At 61.4% G+C, this 19,263-nt stretch carries 20 protein-coding genes and 1 pseudogene; 7 read left to right on the top strand and 14 right to left on the bottom strand.

Annotated features, from left to right (window positions below; all coding sequences use genetic code 11):
* Positions 1-82 precede the first annotated feature (82 nt).
* Together AC19YX_RS17940 and AC19YX_RS17945 are read left to right on the top strand one after the other, a co-directional pair.
* Positions 83-1,009, top strand: coding sequence for a LysR family transcriptional regulator (locus AC19YX_RS17940; protein WP_500606712.1), 927 nt, complete (start codon positions 83-85; stop codon positions 1,007-1,009).
* Between the two features lie 156 nt (positions 1,010-1,165).
* Positions 1,166-1,867, top strand: a complete 702-nt coding sequence (locus AC19YX_RS17945; RefSeq protein ID WP_500606713.1) for a hypothetical protein — start codon at positions 1,166-1,168, stop codon at positions 1,865-1,867.
* Between the two features lie 68 nt (positions 1,868-1,935).
* Here AC19YX_RS17945 and AC19YX_RS17950 read toward each other — a convergent pair whose 3' ends face one another.
* The 11 genes from AC19YX_RS17950 to hmpA form a co-directional block, all read right to left on the bottom strand.
* Positions 1,936-2,523, bottom strand: coding sequence for a hypothetical protein (locus AC19YX_RS17950; RefSeq protein WP_078472376.1), 588 nt, complete (start codon positions 2,521-2,523; stop codon positions 1,936-1,938).
* Between the two features lie 4 nt (positions 2,524-2,527).
* Positions 2,528-2,971 carry a DUF3592 domain-containing protein gene (locus AC19YX_RS17955; RefSeq protein WP_500606714.1) on the bottom strand — a complete coding sequence of 148 codons (444 nt, stop codon included), beginning with the start codon at positions 2,969-2,971 and terminating at the stop codon, positions 2,528-2,530.
* 351 nt (positions 2,972-3,322) lie between these two features.
* On the bottom strand, positions 3,323-4,021 hold the full coding sequence (gene queC / locus AC19YX_RS17960; protein WP_078472378.1) for a 7-cyano-7-deazaguanine synthase QueC: 699 nt from the start codon (positions 4,019-4,021) through the stop codon (positions 3,323-3,325).
* Between the two features lie 108 nt (positions 4,022-4,129).
* Positions 4,130-4,684, bottom strand: a complete 555-nt coding sequence (locus AC19YX_RS17965; RefSeq protein ID WP_500606715.1) for a cytochrome b — start codon at positions 4,682-4,684, stop codon at positions 4,130-4,132.
* A 159-nt stretch (positions 4,685-4,843) separates the two neighbouring features.
* Positions 4,844-5,731, bottom strand: a complete 888-nt coding sequence (gene cyoE / locus AC19YX_RS17970) for a heme o synthase (RefSeq protein WP_020297518.1) — start codon at positions 5,729-5,731, stop codon at positions 4,844-4,846.
* 10 nt (positions 5,732-5,741) lie between these two features.
* Positions 5,742-6,077, bottom strand: a complete 336-nt coding sequence (gene cyoD, locus AC19YX_RS17975; protein WP_020297519.1) for a cytochrome o ubiquinol oxidase subunit IV — start codon at positions 6,075-6,077, stop codon at positions 5,742-5,744.
* The gene (locus AC19YX_RS17980; RefSeq protein WP_020297520.1) at positions 6,077-6,703 is read right to left on the bottom strand and encodes a cytochrome o ubiquinol oxidase subunit III; all 627 of its coding nucleotides are present in this window, start codon (positions 6,701-6,703) and stop codon (positions 6,077-6,079) included. The genes cyoD and AC19YX_RS17980 overlap by 1 nt, the downstream gene beginning before the upstream one ends.
* 3 nt (positions 6,704-6,706) lie before the next feature.
* Complete coding sequence (gene cyoB / locus AC19YX_RS17985) at positions 6,707-8,725, bottom strand: cytochrome o ubiquinol oxidase subunit I (RefSeq protein ID WP_078472380.1); 2,019 nt, start codon at positions 8,723-8,725, stop codon at positions 6,707-6,709.
* A 3-nt stretch (positions 8,726-8,728) separates the two neighbouring features.
* Positions 8,729-9,673, bottom strand: a complete 945-nt coding sequence (gene cyoA / locus AC19YX_RS17990) for a ubiquinol oxidase subunit II (protein ID WP_020297522.1) — start codon at positions 9,671-9,673, stop codon at positions 8,729-8,731.
* Positions 9,674-10,454: 781 nt separating this feature from the next.
* Complete coding sequence (locus AC19YX_RS17995) at positions 10,455-10,964, bottom strand: disulfide bond formation protein B (RefSeq protein ID WP_201127807.1); 510 nt, start codon at positions 10,962-10,964, stop codon at positions 10,455-10,457.
* A 473-nt stretch (positions 10,965-11,437) separates the two neighbouring features.
* Entirely contained in the window at positions 11,438-12,619 is a 1,182-nt protein-coding gene (hmpA, locus tag AC19YX_RS18000; RefSeq protein WP_078472382.1) for an NO-inducible flavohemoprotein, read from the bottom strand.
* Between the two features lie 157 nt (positions 12,620-12,776).
* Between hmpA and norR the strand changes: the two genes are divergently transcribed.
* From norR to AC19YX_RS18025, 5 genes are all read left to right on the top strand, one after another.
* Positions 12,777-14,330, top strand: coding sequence for a nitric oxide reductase transcriptional regulator NorR (gene norR / locus AC19YX_RS18005; protein WP_500606716.1), 1,554 nt, complete (start codon positions 12,777-12,779; stop codon positions 14,328-14,330).
* A 130-nt stretch (positions 14,331-14,460) separates the two neighbouring features.
* Positions 14,461-15,363, top strand: coding sequence for a chemotaxis protein CheV (locus AC19YX_RS18010; protein ID WP_020297526.1), 903 nt, complete (start codon positions 14,461-14,463; stop codon positions 15,361-15,363).
* A 3-nt stretch (positions 15,364-15,366) separates the two neighbouring features.
* Complete coding sequence (locus tag AC19YX_RS18015) at positions 15,367-15,864, top strand: GNAT family N-acetyltransferase (protein ID WP_500606717.1); 498 nt, start codon at positions 15,367-15,369, stop codon at positions 15,862-15,864.
* A gap of 102 nt (positions 15,865-15,966) precedes the next feature.
* Positions 15,967-16,293 carry a hypothetical protein gene (locus tag AC19YX_RS18020; RefSeq protein WP_078472385.1) on the top strand — a complete coding sequence of 109 codons (327 nt, stop codon included), beginning with the start codon at positions 15,967-15,969 and terminating at the stop codon, positions 16,291-16,293.
* A gap of 95 nt (positions 16,294-16,388) precedes the next feature.
* Positions 16,389-17,138: a YkgJ family cysteine cluster protein gene (locus tag AC19YX_RS18025; RefSeq protein WP_078472386.1), complete on the top strand. Its 750-nt coding sequence runs from the start codon at positions 16,389-16,391 to the stop codon at positions 17,136-17,138.
* A gap of 22 nt (positions 17,139-17,160) precedes the next feature.
* Here the strand turns inward: AC19YX_RS18025 and AC19YX_RS18030 are convergent, their stop codons facing one another.
* From AC19YX_RS18030 to AC19YX_RS18040, 3 genes and pseudogenes are all read right to left on the bottom strand, one after another.
* Complete coding sequence (locus AC19YX_RS18030) at positions 17,161-18,231, bottom strand: methyl-accepting chemotaxis protein (protein WP_500606768.1); 1,071 nt, start codon at positions 18,229-18,231, stop codon at positions 17,161-17,163.
* Positions 18,232-18,462: 231 nt separating this feature from the next.
* Positions 18,463-18,744: pseudogene (locus AC19YX_RS18035) on the bottom strand (PAS domain-containing protein); the annotation flags it as partial.
* Positions 18,745-18,899: 155 nt separating this feature from the next.
* Positions 18,900-19,145 carry a hypothetical protein gene (locus AC19YX_RS18040; RefSeq protein ID WP_078472388.1) on the bottom strand — a complete coding sequence of 82 codons (246 nt, stop codon included), beginning with the start codon at positions 19,143-19,145 and terminating at the stop codon, positions 18,900-18,902.
* Positions 19,146-19,263: the final 118 nt, after the last annotated feature.

Genomic DNA, 19,263 nt, shown 5'->3' on the forward strand with positions numbered 1-19,263 from the left:
TTATGACGAAGGGCCTTTATAGAATGCGCGACAGGTTGCAAACCAATACCGATTTCGGACCGATCAATACCTAAGGATCAGGATGCTCGACCTACGCAGGTTGCGTTACTTTTTGACGGTCGCCGAAGAGCTGCACTTCGGCCGCGCGGCCCTGCGCCTGCACCTCGCCCAACCGCCCCTGACCCGGCAGATTTCCGCCCTGGAGACCGAGCTGGGCTTTCGCCTGTTCGACCGCACCAGCCGCACCGTGACCCTCACCGCCCAGGGCCGTTACTTCCTGCCCTATGCCCGTGCGGTGCTGGAGCAGGTCGACCTGGCCGAAGTCATCGCCCGCAAGCTGAGCGTGGGCTCGGCCGGGCAACTGTCCCTGGGCTACGCCAGTTCGGTCGCCCTGTCGGATATCTTCAGCCGGGCAATCCAGGCCTTCGCCCAACGCTTTCCCGCGGTGCAACTGACCTTGGTGGAAGGCGCCTCGGGCAGCCAGTGGTCGCAGATTGTCGACGGCCGCATCGATATCGGCCTGAGCCGCCTGACCCCACCCCATGGACAGACCCAGGTGCAGGCCCTGTCCCTGGGTGACGAGCCGCTGGTGGCCGCCCTCAGCAGCGATGACCCGTTGGCCAGCCTGGAGCAGGTGAGCCTGGCGCAACTCAGCGCACAGCCGTTGATTCTGTTTCCCGCCGACTACGGCTCCGGGCTCAACGAGGCCATCGAGCAGCTGTACCAGCGCAATGGCTTGGCGCTGACACCGGGCCCGGCCGGGCGCCAGATCACCTCGATCATCGCCCTGGTGGCGGCCGGCCAGGGCGTGGCCCTGGTGCCCGAATGCACCCGGACCCTGGCCAAGAAAGGCGTGGTCTACCGCCCGCTGACCGACCCCGACGCCACCGCGCAACTGCTGATGCTGACTCGCAAGCAAGGCCGCAGCCAGTTGGTCGAGGCGTTTATGGCGGTCATCGATGAACTCCTGGGCCCATCTACGGGTTTTGGGGCCGACGGGGGTCGATGATGGCCCATTAAATTCGGGATCGGATCCATCATCCTTTGCCCCAAGGGGCCTGTTCAGCCGTGACAACACCGCCCGGGTCCAATAGATTAGGCGACCTGAAAATGCCCGCGGGCTTTTCACGCCTCAAACCTGGTTAAACGAAGTAGTGGATTTTCAATGCCTGACTCCAACATCGAAGAATCCGTGATCGCCTTGTCCAGCAAGGTTGAATACGAAAACGCGATCAATCTTTCCCAGCATGTGGCCCAGGCCAAGACCATCAGCGAGATGGTCCTCGACGCCTTTCACAGCTCGAAAGAGAGTGATCAGATTCGTGAGCTGCGCACCGCGATTCGCCAGGCCCACGACCGTTTTGACGACGACAAGGCCTACGAGCTGATGGGCGAGCTCAAGCAGCTCAAGGACGCCGAGGCCGCCGACGCCAGCGCCCTGGAAGACCTCAGCGCACGCTTCCCGATCAGCCGCATCCTGTCCAGCTACAAGGACGACCCGAGCTTCCAGGAGCTGGTCTACAGCCTGGCCCTCAAGGTGCTGAACCAGACCCACCAGGCCATCAGCAACCCGAGCGGCGGCAAGGGCAAGGCCGCACGGGCCAAGAAAGAAATGGAAGTGTTCGCCATCAGCAAGGACGGCATCAGCGTCACCCTGCCGATGCGCCCGCGCTCCAAGGCCAACGTCGACCGTGAAGCCTTTGAGTTCCTGGGTTTCAGCTTTGTCGGTGAAGGCGATGAAGCCGAGCTGGAAAGCGAGACCTTCCTCGACAAGGACGGCAACGAACAGCCGGCCACCCGTAAAGGCATCGTGACCGCGATCCAGCAGCAGACCGCCTTTGAAGGCTACAGCGCACAGCAGCAGTAACCGCGCCCGCTGTAATAGAAAAGCCCTTCACGGGGCTTTTTTGTGGGCGATCGATGGGCCGTTCAGAGTCAGAACAGGTAACCGAGAAAAATCCCCGCCCCCGCCCCCGCTTGCACACCGGCATTCATCCCGACCATGACCACCGCGCCCTTGGCCGATTGCAGCAGCTGGCGGTTGACCAGCTGCGCGGCGATCAATGACGTCGCCGGGTTGCTGCTGAGGGCCAGGTACAGGGCCAGCAGCTTGGGGTCGAGGCCGAACAACAGCGCGGTGGCCGAACCGCCGACCACCAGGCCCGCCGCCACTTCGGTGTAGACGCAGGGGCCGGTGATGTCATCGCTGGTCAGGTCGCGGGTCTTCAGCGCATCGCTGACAAAGACCTTGCCGGTGCTGGGGAACGCTTCTGCCGCGCCCGCCGCGGCCACACCCGTGCCCTTGATCTTGATGTTGATCTTGCCGATACGCGGCAGCCGTGCACCGATGCCAACCCCCACGCCCACGCCGCCGTAGCGGAAGCTGACGTCCTGGCCCTGGGGCGAGCGCAAGATGATCGAGCCGCCACTGCCGGCGACCAGGGCCACCGTCAGGCCGCCTCCGCTCGCGGTCGAGTACTGCCACTGGCTTTCATTGACCGGTATCGGGATGGAGATGCTCATGGGTTCAAAGTCCTTTCAGAGAGCGTGCAGGGTCTTGGCCCTTGGGCTTGAAAATGCCCGTCAGGCCGGCACCGAGGAAAATCAGCCCGAGGCCGCCCAGCACCCCAGGCGTGGCCCAGAGCGCCATGGGGTCATCGACCACGGCGCTGTTGGCCGGGCGCTCGGCCAGGTAATGCACCTTGACCGGCTGGCCGGCCTGGTAACCGAAGATAAAGCCGCCCTGCGGGTAGGAAATAGCTTCGCCCTGGGCCGTGCTGAATGCGATCTCGGGGTGCGAGCCGCCAGCGTTCAAACCGCTGACCACGCCGTCGGCGGTCAAGGCGTTGTCGAGGAATTCCAGGCGATTGCTGAGTATGTAGCTGGCGATCACCAGCAACACGATACCGATCAGGCTGATGAGCAGGCTGCGCAGAATGTGCAGCCAATGGGACTGAGGGGGGTGAGCCATGGGCGGCCTCGTTCTTCTTCCGTGAAATAAGGGAGGCCACGTTAACAGCAACGTCACCGAGGAAAAAATCCCTGCCGCGACGCTGTGAGCCACTGCTCAGAAATACGTCAGTAGCCGGCCTGGCGCGGGCAACACTGGCGAAGGTGAAGAAGCCGCGCGCAGAGCAGGAAAAACTTTGTCTGCAATCGGCGCCGGAAGTTCCGGAGGCGGGGCACAACAGGCGCAACGCTTCTGGGCGCCAAGCCCTCTCCCCCGGTAATCCCCCCGCAGCCTGATCATCTCAAGCCACTGGATCAACACTCACCTGGCGGGGCGCTGCCTAAGTCCATTGGCTCGCCCGCGATCAACCCTTCACTGCAGATTGAGTTTGCCTTTCAGGGCCTCCATGACCGCGGCCTTGTTGCCCAGGTACTCATTCAGGCCCTTTGCGCGAAGGTTGCAGGCATCGCAATCGCCACAGCCACTGCCGAGCACGCCGTTGTAGCACGTCAGCGTCTGCTGGCGAATCAGCTCCAGTTGATGGTGGTAGTCGGCCAGGGCCCAGGTCTGCGCCTTGTTCAGCCACATCAGCGGTGTCTCAAGGCGCAGTTTGTAGTCCATGCCCAACTCGAGGGCCTTGTTCAGCGCCTTTACAAACTCATCCCGGCAATCCGGGTAGCCGGAGAAGTCGGTCTCGCAGACCCCGGTAATCACGCATTCGGCCTGGACCTGATAGGCATAAATCGAGGCCAGGGTTAAAAACAGGATATTTCTTCCCGGCACGAAGGTGCTGGGCAAGCTTTCGCCCGAACTGTTCACGGTCGGAACCGGAATATTGTCCCGGGTGAGGCTGCTGATCGCCAATTCGTTGAGCAGCGAAGCGTCCAGCACTTTGTGGACGGTGGCCCCCAGCTGTTTTGACAGTTGCTGCGCGGCGTCGATTTCGGCGCGGTGACGCTGGCCGTAATCAAAGGTAATGCAGTGCACTTCATCGTAGAGCGGCAATGCGTGGATCAAACAGGTGGTTGAGTCCTGCCCGCCACTGAATACAACAACGGCTTTTTTCTTCATCATTCTGCTTCCTGCATAAGTGGAATCACGTCGGTAGTTTAAACGGCGCACTCTATAAAAAGCCCCGTGCTTCTGTCGAAGACGGGGCTTTTTTCCGGGGCTTGCGGATCAGCCCCTGGCGGCGCCGCCGGCCATGCGCCGCAGGATAGCCCTGTCACCTTTGACGCAGTGCAGGATCAGCGCCGCCACATGACCAACGATCAGCAGCAACAGGGTCCAGCCCAACAGGCTGTGGAAGTTGTTGCCCAGCTCGGTCATCCACTGGATTTTCGGCCCCTCGAAACCACTCATCAGCGGCACGCCAAACGCGGAAAAGGCGCGACCCGAGCCGTACTGGCGCAACAGCCCGAGAAACGGAATGGCGAACATGGCCGCATACAGCAAGCCATGCCCCACAGTCGCGGCGAGGTTGACGCTGGGCGGGCGACGATGACGATTCAACAGGCTCCAGAGCAGCCGCACCAGCAGCAGGCCCATCAGCAGCAGGCCCACTTGCTTGTGGGTCGGCCAGAGAAAGGTGTCCAGGGCCGAATCGGCCAGCAGGTAGTGGGCACCGGTGGTGCAGTAGATCCAGGCAAAGGCCACTGCCATGGCCCAGTGCAGTCCGCGACTGACAGCGCCATAACGCGCGCTCGAGTCGAGCATTTCGATACGGTTTTCCATTACATCCACTCAGGCTTCATCAACAAACGGGCAATTTTACCCAGCCAGGGAGTGGGACAGGTCCGAAAACCATTAAAGGATATGTAACGGGACATCTGCTGCATGAAAAAAGCCCCGCACTTCCTTCGAAGGCGGGGCTTTTTTTACAACGTCTGCAGCTTAGGGCGCGTACGTCAGCAGCAACGCAGCGGGCGCTTTGAAGTCCAGGGACATCATCACGCTCAAGGCGGTAATGGTGAAGATCGAGAACACGAACAGCTTGCGTGCCCAGACCGTGTCATCCACCGCCTTGTAGCCGGTCCAGGCCATGTACAACCAGTACATGCCCATGGCCGCGGCCACCGCCAGGTAGCTCATGCCGGCATAACCACTGAATGTGAGCATCAGGGTCGCCACCAGGAACGCCAGGATGTAGAGCAGGATGTGCCGCTTGGCCACCAGGATCCCGCGCTTCACCGGCAACACCGGAATCGATGCCGCCAGGTAATCGTTGAAGCGGAAGATCGCGATGGCGTACGAGTGCGGCATCTGCCACAGGCTGAACATCACCAGCAGGGTCAAGGCGGCCATGTCGAAGCTGTTGCTGACGGCGACGTAACCGATCACCGGCGGCATGGCTCCCGACAGACTGCCCACCAGCGTGCCGTGAACCGAGCGACGCTTGAGGTACAGGCTGTACAAGCCGACATAGATGACAAAACCGATGACGGCAAACAACGCTGCCAGCGGATTGGCCACCTTGTACAACAACACCACGCCCGCCACACCCAGGACAGTCGCATAGACCAGCGCCAGCTTCAGGGAGATCAAGCCCTGGACCAGCGCGCGGTTCTTGGTGCGTTCCATCTTCAGGTCGATGTCACGGTCGATGCAGTTGTTGAACACGCAACCGGACGCTACCACCAGAGAAGTGCCGATCATGGCCGCCAGGAAGATGGCCAGATCGACATGCCCTTTCGAGGCCAGGAAGAACCCGCCTGCCACAGAAAGCACGTTACCGAAAATGATCCCCGGTTTGGTGATTTGGATAAAGTGCTTGAGCGACATCGGGTCTACCTCACTTCGCCATCATGACGGTGTGGATGCTGAACATGATCCACAAGGACAGACCCACCAGCAGCACGATCACCAGTGCGGCGAAGATAAACGCGACAACGTTGTTGCGCTGGGCTTGCGAACGGTCCAGGTGCAGGAAGTACACCAGGTGCACCAGCACCTGGATCACGGCGAACGCCAGGATGATCCACAGGGTCATGGCTTTTGGCAGCGATGGGTACATCACCAGGCCAAACGGAATGACAGTCAGGATCACCGACAGGATGAAGCCGATGGCGTACGACTTGACGCTGCCATGGCTGGCATCGTGGTTGTCATGGGCATTTGCATTAGCCATTACAGAGTCCCCATCAGGTAAACAACGGTGAACACACAGATCCAGACCACGTCCAGGAAGTGCCAGAACAGGCTCAGGCAGCTCAGACGGGTCTTGTTGGTCGCCGTCAGGCCATGCTTGTGGACCTGGTACATCATGATCGCCATCCAGATCAGGCCGCTGGTCACGTGCAGACCGTGGGTGCCGACCAGGGTGAAGAACCCGGACAGGAAGCCGGAACGGCTAGGGCCGTAGCCTTCGGAGATCAGCAGGTGGAACTCGTTGATCTCCATGCCGATGAAGCCCAGGCCGAACAGGAAGGTCATGGCCAACCAGCCCAGGACCTGCTTCTTGTTGCCCCGGAAGAACGCCAGCATGGCGAAGCCGTAGGTGATCGAACTGAACAGCAGCAGAGCGGTTTCGCCCAGTACGTATGGCAGTTCGAAGATGTCGTGGCCCGACGGGCCACCCGCTACGTTGTTTACCAGTACCGCGTACACCGCAAAGATCGACGCAAACAGAATGCAGTCGGTCATCAGGTAGAGCCAGAAACCGAATACGGTCATCTCGCCCGAGTCGTGGTGATGGTCATCGTGCCCATGTTCATCGACATGGGCGTGTCCAGCATTGGTCACTAAGTTCGACATGGTTTAAGCCTGTTCCAACGAGGTTTCAACACGGTTGGCCGGGATCTTCTTCTCGGCTACCAGGCGAGCGTGCTGCTCGGCTTCGATGCGTTCGATCACATCGACCGGCACCATGTAGCCTTGATCATCACGGGCAGCGTGGATCGCGAAATAGATCACGGTGCCGGCCAGGCTTGCGATCGCCAGCCACCAGATGTGCCAGATCATCGCGAAACCGAACACCGTCAACAGCGCCCCCATGACCACACCGGTAGCGGTGTTGTTAGGCATGTGGATCGGCTGGTAGCGGCTTGCCTGCTCGTAGGCGGTACCGTTTTCCTTGGCCTCGGTGAACGGGTCGATACCGTCAGCCTTGGGCAGTACTGCGAAGTTGTAGAACGGAGGTGGCGACGAGGTCGACCATTCCAGGGTGTGAGCATTCCATGGGTCGCCGGAGACGCACATGTTCTCTTTGCGATCACGGATACTGACGTAGAGCTGGATCAGCTGGCAGGCGATACCGATCGCGATCATCACCGCACCGACCATGGCGACGTACAGGTACGGCACCCACTCAGGGTTGGTGGTGGCGTTCAGACGACGGGTCATGCCCATGAAGCCCAGTGCATAGAGCGGCATGAAGGCGACGAAGAAGCCCGAGATCCAGAACCAAAATGCTGCCTTGCCCCAACCTTCGTGCAGCTTGAAGCCGAACGCTTTAGGGAAGTAGAAGCTGAAACCGGCGATGTAACCGAATACAGCACCACCGATGATCACGTTGTGGAAGTGAGCGATCACGAACAGGCTGTTGTGCAGTACGAAGTCAGCACCCGGGATGGCCAGCAGTACGCCGGTCATGCCGCCGATGGCGAAGGTCACCATGAAGCCCAGGGTCCACAGAACCTGGCTGGTGATGCGCAGACGGCCGTGGTAGATGGTGAACAGCCAGTTGAATAGCTTCACCCCCGTCGGGATCGAAATCAGCATGGTCGCCAGGCCGAAGAAGGCGTTGACGCTGGCCCCCGAACCCATGGTGAAGAAGTGGTGCAGCCAGACCATGAAGCCCAGGATCGAGATCGCGCCGCTGGCGTAGATCATCGAGTGGTGGCCGAACAGGCGCTTGCCGGAGAACGTCGAGATCACTTCCGAGAACACGCCGAATGCCGGCAGGATCAGGATGTAAACCTCAGGGTGGCCCCAGGCCCAGAACAGGTTGACGTACATCATTGGATTGCCACCAAGTTCATTGGTGAAGATGTGGAAATCCATGTAACGGTCAAGGGTCAGCAGTGCCAGGGTAGCGGTCAGAATCGGGAACGAAGCCACGATCAACACGTTGGCCCAGGTGCAGGTCCAGGTGAAGATCGGCATGTCCATCATCTTCATGCCAGGGGTACGCATTTTCAGCACGGTGGCCAGGAAGTTGACCCCGGTTAGCGTCGTACCCAATCCGGATAGCTGTAGCGCCCAGATGTAGTAGTCCACACCCACGCCCGGGCTATACGCCAGGCCCGACAGTGGCGGATAGGCAACCCAACCGGTCTTGGCGAATTCGCCGACGCCCAGGGACAGGTTGATCAGCACAACACCGGAAACCAGCAGCCAGAAGCTCAGGGAGTTGAGGAACGGGTAGGCAACGTCACGGGCGCCGATCTGCAGCGGCACGACAAGGTTCATCAGGCCGGTGAAGAATGGCATTGCCATGAAGATGATCATGATCACACCGTGGGCGGTGAAGATCTGGTCATAGTGCTCAGGTGGCAGGTAGCCAGGCGAACCCTCGGTGGCCATGGCCAGCTGGGTCCGCATCATGATGGCGTCGGCAAAGCCGCGCAGCAGCATGACCATGGCGACGATGATGTACATCACGCCGATTTTCTTGTGGTCGACCGAGGTCAGCCACTCGGTCCACAGGTAGGTCCACTTCTTGAAGTAGGTGATTGCCGCGAAAAGCGCCAGACCACCGAGCGCGATCATGGCAATGGTCACCATGACAATCGGCTCGTGGAACGGTATCGCGTCCAGACTTAATTTACCAAACATCGTTTACTCCTCTGCCCCGGCAGCTGAATGCGAACTCGCGTCCATCCCTTGCGTACTGGCCACTTCCTTCTCTTTCTTCTCGTGCTTGACCGGCGCGCCTGGTTTCATGCCCTCATACTTGTCGATGATGAGCTGGAACAGGTTCGGGGTGTACGAGGAGTAGAGTTCAACAGGGTTGTTCTGGCTCGGCTTGGAAAGGGCTTCGTATTCAGCTTGTTCAAGCTGTTTAGGTGCCTTTTTGACTTCACTTACCCAGGCGTCGAATTCTTCCTGGGAAGTCGCGATCGCTTTGAATTTCATGCCGGTGAAACCAGCACCGCTGTAGTTGGCGGAGATACCGTCCATTTCAGCGTTCTGGTTGGCAATCAGGTGCAACTTGGTCTGCATGCCGGCCATCGCGTAGATCTGGCCGCCCAGGCCCGGGATGAAGAACGAGTTCATCACGGTGTCGGAAGTCACGCGGAAATTGACCGGGGTGTGCGCCGGGAACACGATCTTGTTGACGGTGGCGATCCCTTGCTCGGGATAGATGAACAGCCACTTCCAATCCATCGCAACCACTTCGATGGTGATCGGCTTGACGTCAGATTCCAGCGGACGATAAGGGTCCAGGGCGTGGGTCGACTTGTAGGTCACATACCCCAGGGCAATGATGATGAGCACCGGAACCAGCCAGACCGCAATTTCGATCTTGGTGGAGTGCGACCACTTCGGCGCGTAGACGGCGTCCTTGTTGGAGGCGCGGTATTTCCAGGCGAAGGCGAAGGTCATGATGATGACCGGCACAACCACCAGCAGCATCAGAATGGTTGCAGTGATGATCAGGTTTCGTTCATCCAGACCAACCTGACCCTTGGGATCGAGCAAGGTCCATTTGCAGCCTCCCAGCATCAACATGCCGAGTAGCGGCAATAAGCCTAGGAATCTGGGGTACCTTTTTTTACTCATCTCACGACCTCTAAAGCAGCTTGCGCAATGCAGTTGGGTTTTGATCGCCAACACTTCACCCTGCCAAGGGTTGGCATTTTTTCTTCAATTGAATAAGGGCCTGCCCATCGCGTTAGACGCTGAACGACAAATCCTGGGCCAGCAGTGAGTTCTTATTCGATTTCGTGGTCAAAGGCCTTGTTACAGACCAATTCCATTTGGTGCGGAAGTTTGGAAGGTGCCGGCACCTGGCGTCGCATGGAGCAATCAAACCGCCCCTCGACCGCACTCGTGTGCTCAGGGATGAGCAGCGCCGGAAATTCAGTGCGGGCGATTGTAGATATGTCAGGAGGCATAAACCATGTCTCATCTCGAAATAATTAATATCGACCGGTGCAACAATCGAAGCCGATTATTGCGAAAGCCCGCAATCATATCGATTTTCATTCTCAACAAAAAGCCTCAAAACAGACTTCCCGCAATCCCCGGGTCCAACCTCGCAGCCCCCCGCTACCAGGCGCTATCCCTTATGGAATGAGGGTCGGACGCAGTGCATCGATAGCAGGCTATGGTTGTCGTCACGGGTCCTGCCAATACGAATTGACAGATATTTCCCGCTCCCGGGACCGCAGTTCATGCTTCCCACCCCAAGGCTGAAACGCTCCTCGCCGCACAAGACTGTGACAACATGTCGCACTTTTGCCGCACCGCGGATTGCCTCAAGTCACAGCCCCTTCATCCTTTGCCAGAACCCATGAAAAAGCCCCGGCCCTCAAGCAGGGACCAGGGCTCTTTCACCGCGTCAGCTACGTGCTTTGCGATTGCGCGTGACACCCAGCGGTACCAGCACCACCGTCAGTACAAAAGCCACCAACGCCCACTGCGCCAGGGACAGGCCCAATATCGGCGGGTACGGGGTGGAACAGAAACCGTCGACCTGAAAACCCAGGGGAAAGATCGCCGCCAGCGGCAGGCTGTCGACGATCGGCTGCAGCACGTCGATGCCGCAGCTGACCGCAGGGTAGAACTGGGTATAGACGTGGTGCCCGGCGACCGCGACGCCGGCCAGAGCGCAGATCACCACCAGCACTTCAAACAGGGTGATGCTGCGCCGGGTGCGCATGGCCGCGCCGATAAAGGCGAACAAGGCGATCAGCAGCAACGCATAACGCTGCAGGATACACAGCGGGCAAGGCGCCTCGCCCAGTACCACCTGCATGTACAGCGCGCCGCCGATCAGCGCCAGGCAGATAACCCCCAGCAACACCAGAAAGCGTCGTTCACGCCCCAGGCGCAATATGTCGTCACTCATCCCCAATTCCTTTCCTGTGTGTGGCTCGGCGGGCGCCAGCCGATGTAACAGCCGGGTCGAACCGAGTCGTATGTGATTGTCCATTGGCCGCAGTCCGGCCGCTGTGGAGCTGACAGGCACCGGTGGCCCGGAAGTCTACACGCTGATCATGACCTTTGAATGCATTGAAGCGTTCGCACCAAGGCCTGCGCCCCGGGAGCGATCACTCGCTCGCCGGGGTTGTCGCAACGTGTCCACAGGTGCAAAAAACCAGGTTTCAGGCCAGCAGCTTAGCCGTCAGATCGCCCCAGCCAATGGCCGGGGACCAACAACAGCAAGACGGCCCTGAAAGTGATGACGCGCGAGACCCATGATCAGCCTCGGCTAATTGACGCTCAATAGGTTAAGTACGAATTAACCCTTGAACAAATTCAACGCCCAGAGGCGAGGGGCAGCAGCGCCAATGGTGCTGCCACGGCCCCGCCCCGGGGGTGTCATTCCAGCGCTGCGGCCGGGCCGAAGAACTCGTAGCGGCTCTGTTGCTCAGGCACGCCCAAGGCCTTGAGGTGGCGCTTGATCGCGGCCATGAAGCCCTTGGGCCCAAGGAAATAGGCATCCAGGTCACGTTGCTGCGGCAACCACTGGCCCAACTGCTCCTGGCTCAACAGCCCCAGTTTGTCCGCCGCCGGGCTGACTCCGTCGTCTTCGGCATAGCAATAGAAGCGCTTGAGCTGCGGATGACGCGCGGCCAACTCATCGACCCACTCGCGAAAGGCATGCACCCCGCCATTGCGCGCGCAGTGGATAAAGTGCACCGGACGTTCGGTGGCCAGCGCCGCTTCCAGCATCGGCAGGGTCGGGGTGATCCCCACGCCGCCACTGATCAGCACCAGGGGTTTGGCGCTGGCGGCCAAGGTGAATTCACCCGATGGCGGGAACAGTTGAATGCGGGCGCCGACCTGGAACTGGTCATGCAGGTAGTTCGAGGCCCGGCCGCCGGCTTCACGCTTGACGCTGATCCGGTAGTGCCCGGCGTCGGACAGAGCCGACAGCGAGTAGTTGCGACGAATTTCTTCGCCCTCCAGGAACAGCTGCACGCCAATGTATTGCCCCGGCTCGGCGGCCAGAATCGCCCCGCCGTCCGCCGGCTCGAAGTAGAACGAGGTGATTTCCGCGCTCTCCTCCACGCGCCTGGCCAGGATGAAATCCCGCGCCCCGCGCCAGCCACCCGGAGCGGCGGCTTTCTGGTCGTAGATTGCCGCCTCGGCCCCGATCAGGATGTCCGCCAACTGGGTATAGGCCGCGCCCCAGGCAGCGAGCACCTCTGGCGTGGCGATGTCACTGCCGAGCACTTCGTGAATGGCGCGCAACAGGCAGCTGCCGACAATCGGGTAGTGCTCCGGCAGAATCTGCAGCGCCACATGCTTGTTGATGATTTTGGCCACCAGGTCGCCCAACTGATCCAGTTGATCGATGTGGCGGGCGTACATCAGCACGCCGTTGGCCAGGGCCCTGGGCTGGTCGCCGCTGGCCTGGTGCGCCTGGTTGAACAAGGCGCGAACTTGCGGGTATTCGGCGAGCATCATCCGGTAAAAGTGAGTGATCAAGGCTTCGCCACCGCTTTCCAGCAGGGGCACGGTGGCTTTGATAAGGGTACGATCTTGCACGCTGAGCATAAGGGCAACTCCTGAGCTTTTTTAATGACTAGCTGGTTACCCTATGCAGATCAGTTTTCATGCCAATAATAAAAGTCTTAAAAATCAATAAATTGAGATATTTATAGTCATATCGACACGCAACGCTTTATAGTCATTAAGACCACACGGAGTCACTATGACTGCAAAATCCCTGCTCACTGCCCTGCTGCCCCTGGTGGCCGACCTGTCTCGCGAATTGCCCGAGGGCGAGCGCTACCGGCGCCTGCTCGAAGCCATGCGCGCCCTGCTGCCTTGCGACGCGGCCGCGCTGTTGCGCCTGGACGGCGATTGGCTGGTGCCCCTGGCGGTGGATGGCCTGAGCACCGACACCCTGGGCCGGCGCTTCAAAGTCAGCGAACACCCGCGCTTCGCTGCCCTGCTCAGCAGCCCGGGGCCGACCCGGTTTGCCAGCGACAGCGAGCTGCCGGACCCTTACGACGGCCTGGTCGAAGGCCTCGACGAACACCTGGAAGTGCACGACTGCATGGGCTGCCCGCTGTTTATCGACGAGCGCCCGTGGGGTCTGCTGACCCTGGACGCCCTCGACCCGCAACGCTTCCAGCCGGTGGAACTGGACGCCCTGCAAGCCTTCGCCAGCCTCGCTGCGGCCACGGTGAACGCCGCCGAACGCATCGAACGCCTGGCCCTGCGCCTGGAAGATGAACATCAGCGCGCGGAAGTCTATCGCCAGGCCAGCGGCCAGAACCGCGAGATGATCGGCCAGAGCAAGGCCCACAAGCGCCTGCTGGAAGAAATCAACCTGGTGGGCGGCAGTGACCTCACGGTGCTGATTACCGGCGAAACCGGCGTCGGCAAGGAACTGGTGGCCCAGGCGATCCACGCCGCCTCGCCCCGGGCCGACAAACCGATCATCAGCCTCAATTGCGCCGCCCTGCCCGAAACCCTGGTGGAAAGCGAGCTGTTTGGCCACGTGCGCGGCGCCTTCACCGGCGCCACCCAGGATCGGCGCGGCAAGTTTGAGCTGGCCAATGGCGGCACGTTGTTTCTCGATGAGGTCGGCGAGCTGTCGCTGACGGTCCAGGCCAAGCTGCTGCGGGTGCTGCAGAGCGGACAACTGCAGCGCCTGGGCTCGGACCGGGAACATCAGGTAGACGTGCGCCTGATCGCCGCCACCAACCGCGACCTCGCCGAAGAAGTGCGCAGCGGCCGCTACCGCGCCGACTTCTACCATCGCCTGAGCGTGTACCCGTTGCAGGTCCCGGCCTTGCGCGATCGCGGGCGGGATGTGTTGCTGCTCAGCGGCTACTTCCTGGAGCAGAACCGCTCGCGCATGGGCCTCGGCAGCTTGCGCCTGACCAGCGCCGCCCAGGCCGCGCTGTTGGCTTACCAATGGCCGGGCAACGTGCGCGAACTGGAGCACCTGATCGGTCGCAGCGCCCTGAAAGCCCTGGGCAGTCGGGGTGAGCGACCGAAGATTCTCAGCCTGGACGCCGTCGACCTCGACCTGCCCGACGTATCCACTCCATCGGCATCGCCGCTGCCGACAGGCACCCTGGCGGCCGGGCCGGGCGCGACCGGCGACCTGCGCCTGGCGACCGAAAACTACCAGCGCCAGCTGATCGCCGAGTGCCTTGAGCGTCACCGGCACAACTGGGCGAGCGCCGCTCGTGAGCTAGGCTTGGACAGGGCCAACCTGGGGCGCATGGCCAAGCGCCTGGGGCTGAAATAACCGGGTCTCGGCTACGGCGGTCGGTAAAGCCGTAATCGGGTTAAAGCCAGCCCTGAACGCGTCGATAACCCGTTACCGATAGCTGTTCGTGGCTCTAACCGCGACACCACCTTTTCTACAGAAGGTTTTTATGTCTTCCAACAAAGCCCGCGCAGACTCACTTTCGCTCCTGCTGTTTACCTTGCGCAGCGGCAAGCTGATGGCAATCAACCTGCTTAAAGTCAGTGAAATCATCCCCTGCCCGCCGCTGACCAAGCTGCCGGAGTCGCACCCCCACGTCAAAGGCATCGCCACCTTGCGCGGCGCTTCGTTGTCGGTGATCGACCTGAGCCGGGCCATCGGCGAGCGGCCGCTGGAAGACCCGGACGGCGGCTGCCTGATCGTCACCGACGTCAGCCGCTCGAAACAGGGCCTGCACGTGCAGGCGGTGAGCAAGATCGTGCACTGCCTGACCACTGATATCCGTCCGCCCCCTTATGGCTCGGGCGGTATCAAGTCCTACATCACCGGGGTGACCCAGGTCGACGGGACCCTGGTCCAGGTGCTGGATATCGAAAAGGTGATCCACGGCATCGCCCCGGCGCAGATCGAAATGGCCCCGACCGAGCTGAGCATGGAAGACGCCGAAGTGCTGGGTAACGCACGAATTCTGGTGGTCGACGACAGCCAGGTGGCCCTGCAGCAATCGGTGCACACCTTGCGCAACCTCGGCCTGCAATGCCACACCGCGCGCAGCGCCAAGGAAGCCATCGACTGCCTGCTGGACCTGCAAGGCACGGCGCAGCAGATCAACCTGATCGTCTCCGACATCGAGATGTCGGAGATGGACGGCTACGCCTTCACCCGCACCCTGCGCGAAACCCCGGACTTCTCCCACCTCTACGTGCTGCTGCACACCTCGCTGGACAGCGCGATGAACAGCGAAAAAGCCCGACTGGCCGGGGCCAATGCGGTATTGACCAAGTTTTCCTCGCCGGAGCTGACCCGCTGCCTGATCGAAGCGGCGAAGACGGTCGCCGCCCAGGGCGCCTGAGCCTTGGCGAGCGGACATTGCCTGTTGTTGCGGCGTGACCTGGGCACGCCGCTGCCCGCCGCGAGCTGGCCGGCCACCATACGCCTCGGTCCGTATCAGGCACACCTGGCGGCCGGGGTGTATCAACTGATGCAAGAGGGGTACGCCGACGGCGGCGACCTGCCCGAGCTCGACACCTGGCGCAGGCACTTTGAAACCGATGCCGAATATGACCCGGCGCTGTGCTTCATCGCCCACGACGCCGAAGGCCTGGTCGGCGTGGCCCAGTGCTGGACCAGCGCCTACATCAAGGACCTGGTGGTGCACCCCCGCGCCCAGGGCCAGGGCATTGGCCGGGCCTTGCTGTTGCATGCATTCGAGGTGTTCCGCCAGCGCCGCGAGGGTTTCGTCGACCTCAAGGTGCGCGAAGACAACCTGCTGGCCCGCGAGCTGTATGCCAGCGTCGGCATGACCCTGGTCCGCCGCGAACCGCTGCCCACTGCGCTACCCGCCCTGCCCTAGTCGCTGGCCGGCGCCGGGCAGGGGCCATCACTTGGCCGCGATTTTCATCGGCGCCGCCTCAGGCATACTCCGGGGAACCGCCAACCCAGGGAGCCCCCCGGCATGAAAACCATCACCTTGAGCGCTATCCTCCTGACCGCCCTTGCCGCCCAGGCCCACGCCTCCAGCAGCGAGGCCTGGGCCGCCCTGGACAAGGCCGTGGTCGCCAGCTGCACCCAGGCCAGCGGGCTGAAAAAACCGAAAGCGGTCGGCACTGCCGCGCAATTCGATGACCGGGTGGGCTATGTCGCCTTACTCCTTCAAGGCCAGTACCCGCAACCGCATATGAAGGGCCAAACCGGCACCGAGCTGTGCCTGTACGACAAGCAGCACAAAACTGCCTACGTCACCGAGTGGGACTCGATCCGCCCCGCCCTGCCGCGTAAATGAATGGCGCATAACTTGCTTCATGACTGGCTTTACGGTGTCCACCGCGCCCTTCCTGGCGGGCACCCGGGCCGATCAACCATGGCTTTTTTCGCACAATGAATACATCGTTTTCCTGCGTCGGCTGCGGCAAGTGCTGCACCGACCATCACGTGCCCCTGACCCTCGCCGAAGCCCGCCAATGGGCGGCTGACGGCGGTCAGGTGATTGTTCTGGTGGAGGGGTTTCTCGGCAACGGCCTGGGCCTTCCCGCCCCGCAACGCGAGCATGCGCAACGGCGTTCCTGCGTGGTCCGCAGCGGCACTGCCGAAGCCTATGTGGCCATCACCTTCGCCGCCTACAACGTCGGCCCGTGCCGGAATCTTGACGAAGACCAGCTGTGCCGCATCTACCAGCGCCGGCCGCTGGTGTGCCGTATTTACCCGATGGAGATCAACCCCCATATCCCGCTGCAGCCCCAAGCCAAGGAATGCCCGCCTGAATCCTGGGAACAAGGGCCGGCGCTGATCGTCGGTGGCGAACTGGTGGACCAGGAGCTGATTGAGCTGATCCGCCGCTCACGCCAGGCCGACCGTGACGATATCCGCAGCAAGGAAGCGATTTGCGCGCTGTTGGGAATTCGCACCACCGCGCTCAAGGGCGATGGTTTCACCGCCTACCTGCCGGAAATGGCGGCCCTGGCCCAAGCGATCGACCAGGTCCAGGCCCGGCCCCTGGCGGCGGCCGGCACAGCGTGGCTATTCCATGTCTCGGGCGACGACATCGCCGGCCAGGTGCAGGCCGCCGGGGCGCAGGTGGCGACCGAGGCGCCGCTCAACTACGCGTTTATTTCCCTGCGGGCGGCGTAACTGCCCACCCGGCAGACACCGGCTAGCTGCGCTTGTGCCAGAACTCATGGGCCAGCTGTTGCAGGTCCCCGGCCAGCGCCGCCACATCCCCGGAGTTGATATGGCTCTGCTGGCCGGCGCTGACGGTGGCATCACAGGCATTGCGGATGCCGCTGATATTACGGTTGATGTCTTCGCTGACCGCGCTTTGCTCTTCCACCGCCGCCGCGATCTGCAGGCTCATCTCGGTAATCTGATTGACCCGCTGGCTGATGCCGTCCAGGGCCACGGCGGCGCGCTGGGTCTGTTCGACACTGTTCTGTGCATGCTCGCTGCTCTGCAACATCACCTGCACCGCATCCCGGGCACCGTTTTGCAGGGTGCTGATCATGCGCTGGATTTCATTGGTCGAATCCTGGGTGCGCTGGGCAAGGCCGCGCACCTCATCGGCCACCACGGCAAAACCGCGCCCCTGTTCACCGGCCCGGGCCGCTTCGATGGCCGCATTCAGGGCCAGCAGGTTGGTTTGCTCGGCGATGCTGCGGATCACGTCCAGCACCCCGGATATGTCGCTGCTGTGGTTTTCCAACTGGTGAATCACCTCGGTGGCCCGCACCAGTTCGCTGGCCAGGAGCAGTACCGCGCTTCGGCTTTCGCCCACCAGATGATGGCCGGCACGGGTTTCGCCCTCTGCCTGATCCGCGGCCTGGGACGCCTGCTGGGCATGATTGGCGACCTCGGCGACGCTGGCGGCCATCTGATGGATCGCCGCCGCCACCTGGTCGGTTTCCGCCTGTTGTTCCAGGGTGCTGCTGTGGCTGCTGTGCAAATGCTCCACCAACTCGGCCGCATGCCCGGCCAGCCGCTGGGACGCATCGCCGATCCGCCCGACCACCGCACCGACCTGGGCTTCCAGCATGTGCAGGGCGAACCCGATCTGGCCGAAGGCATCACTGCGACCGGTGTAGATGCCTTGGCTCAAGGGGTTATCGGCAATCTGCCGGGCACGGGCGCTCAGTTGATCCAGGGGTTTGAGCAGCAGGCAGATGCCCAGGGCACTCAGGCCGCAGCCCGTCGCCACGGCCAGGCCGTGAGACCATACGGAAGGCGGCATAAGAACGGTCGAGGCAAGGAAGCTGGCCATAAATGCGCCACTGACCAGGGCCCAGAGCTTGAGCTTGACCCCCAGCGCCGGCAGCCGTCGCCATAACGGTGAACGCGGGCTGCGCAGTTGGGCATAGGCCGCTTCGGCGGCATCGATTTGCCGAACCGTGGGCTTGGTGCGCACCGACTGATATTCAACCGCCTGACCGTCGCGGGTCACCGGGGTGACGTAGGCGCTGACCCAATAGTGATCGCCGTTCTTGCAGCGGTTCTTCACCAGGCCCATCCATGAACGACCGGCCTTGAGGGTTTGCCACATATGGGCGAACGCCGCAGACGGCATGTCCGGGTGACGCATCAGGTTATGGGGCGAGCCCAACAATTCGTCTCGATCGTAGCCGCTGATTTCGATGAAATCAGGGTTGGCGTAAGTGATGGCGCTCGTCAGATCGGTGGTCGACAGGATGTTCACATCAGGGGCGAAGTCCACATTTCGCCCGGTAACTGGAAGGTTGATCTTCATGGAGAGCGCGCTCGGATTGTTGGGATAGAGTCGGCAGGGCTGCTGACTCTAAGCGCACTGATCCCACAAATACTGATCCAGCTCACGTTTGTATCATTTAGCCATCATTGCCGCTAAGAAGCGCAAATATGACCAACTCGGCAGGCATCGCGCGATCAGCGCTTGCCCATCGAGCGACGGGTGCCGGGAGGCGCTGCACCGGGAGTCTTGGTGTGGCCATTGGTAGCGCCGCCCTTGTACCAGGGCTGATTGGCATTTTTGGCCTGGGCAAACTCGGAAGGCTTGAACGGAAACTTGAACGCGGCGATCGCCGGTTTGTCTTCGGTGTCAACGGTGGTTGGCTCGACAACCTGGTCGTCGCTCACAGCGTCGGACACAGGCGGTTGTGTAGGGGAATTCATGGAAGCTCCGGAGAGGTGAAATGGCCGGGGACAGGCCACAGACGGCGGCAGTATACCTGTGCGTCTCAGATCTTTAACCTGACAAGACACGAATGGTCAGCCATTACTGACAGCGCTG

Source organism: Pseudomonas sp. MF09150, from assembly GCF_059862355.1.